2 protein-coding genes are annotated in these 1,546 nt (G+C 63.6%); one reads left to right on the forward strand and one right to left on the reverse strand.

From position 1 onward, the window contains the following. The coding region (locus tag EN984_RS34080) for a D-alanyl-D-alanine carboxypeptidase (protein ID WP_127384332.1) at positions 1-1,252 on the forward strand (1,252 nt) is incomplete at its 5' end. A 46-nt stretch (positions 1,253-1,298) separates the two neighbouring features. Here EN984_RS34080 and EN984_RS34085 read toward each other — a convergent pair. Then, positions 1,299-1,546: DnaJ domain-containing protein (locus EN984_RS34085; RefSeq protein ID WP_164765895.1), on the reverse strand; the 248-nt coding region annotated here is incomplete at its 5' end.

Raw genomic sequence — 1,546 nt, forward strand, 5'->3', positions numbered from 1 at the left:
GCTTTACTCCGCAGATGCCAACGGCAGGCGCTACCCAGCTTCGCTGACCAAGATGATGACGCTGTATCTGACCTTCGAAGCGATGGCGAAGGGCAAGATCAGCAGGAACACGCCAGTGGTGTTTTCCGCCAAGGCCTCCGCCGAGGCGCCGACGAAACTTGGCGTGAAGCCGGGCGGTTCCGTCACGGTCGAGACCGCGATCCTGTCGATCGTCACCAAATCGGCGAACGACTCGGCCACCGCGCTCGGCGAAATGCTCGGCGGCAATGAAACCACTTTTGCCCGCATGATGACCGCCAAGGCGCGTGCGCTGGGCATGAACGGCACCGTATTTAGAAACGCCAATGGCCTGCCCGACCCCGGCCAGTTCACCACCGCGCGCGACATGGCGACGCTCGGCATCGCGCTGCGCGAGCATTTTCCGCAGTATTACGGCTATTTCTCGCAGCGCTCCTTTCTCTACGGACGCAAGCGCATCAACGGCCACAACCGCCTGCTTGGACGTATCAAGGGTGTCGACGGCATCAAGACGGGCTACACCCGCGCCTCCGGCTTCAACCTCGTCTCGTCGGTTTCCGATGGCAATCGCCGCATCGTCGGCGTGGTCATGGGCGGCACCTCGGGCGGCAGCCGTGACAATCAGATGGCCAACCTGATCAACACCTATCTGCCGAGGGCATCGACTCGCGGCGGTGGCGATCTGGTCGCCAAGGCCGGTGGCAATAACCCGATCACCGCCCTCGCCAAGGTTCTTCTGCCCAAGCATGACGCTCCGACACCGGACGACAAGCCTGTCATAGCGCAGGACGATGCCATCGTTGCCGAGGACGCCACGGTCGCCGAAGACGACACCGCGCAGGCCGAGGAAGCAGCTCCCGTCGTCAAGACCAGAAAGGTCAAGACCGTCATCGTTTCAGCCCCCCAGGTCGCGACGGCCCAGGTGGTAGCGGCCTATGCCGAGCCGACGCCGGCGGCTGTCGACCCGGTCAACACCGCGTCGGTGCCGTCGGGCTGGGCCATTCAGGTCGCCTCGTCGCCCAAGCAGTCCGAGGCCCAGGCCTTTCTCGACAAGACCACCAAGCAGGCGCCCAAGGTGCTGGCGGACGCTTCCGGTTTCACTGTCGCCTTCGACAAGGATGGCGTCACCTATTACCGCGCCCGCTTCGGTGGTTTCGGTTCGAAGACCGCCGCCTGGAAGGCCTGTACCGCTTTGAAGAAGAAGAACATCGAGTGCTACGCCGTCCAGCAGTAGGACGGCGTGCAAGCCATCTCCCGGAAAAATTCTGCGTCGAAGGAGACTAGTTGTGATTGGAGAGCAAGACGTCCTTGGCTTCGTTAATCCGCGCCGCCAGGAAAGACGTGCCGCCGACATCGGGGTGCAGGCGCTGCATCAGGCGGCGGTGCGCCTTGCGGACATCCGCCGCGGCGGCCCCCGCTTCAAGACCAAGGACCTTGTAGGCCTCCTCCTTAGTCATGGCGCCCGGACCTGGCGCAACACCCAGCCCTTCGCCACCGTTCGTCTCAGCGTTTTTGCGCCAGACGGGAA

This window comes from Mesorhizobium sp. M7A.F.Ca.CA.004.12.1.1 (assembly GCF_003997835.1).
GTDB lineage: Bacteria > Pseudomonadota > Alphaproteobacteria > Rhizobiales > Rhizobiaceae > Mesorhizobium.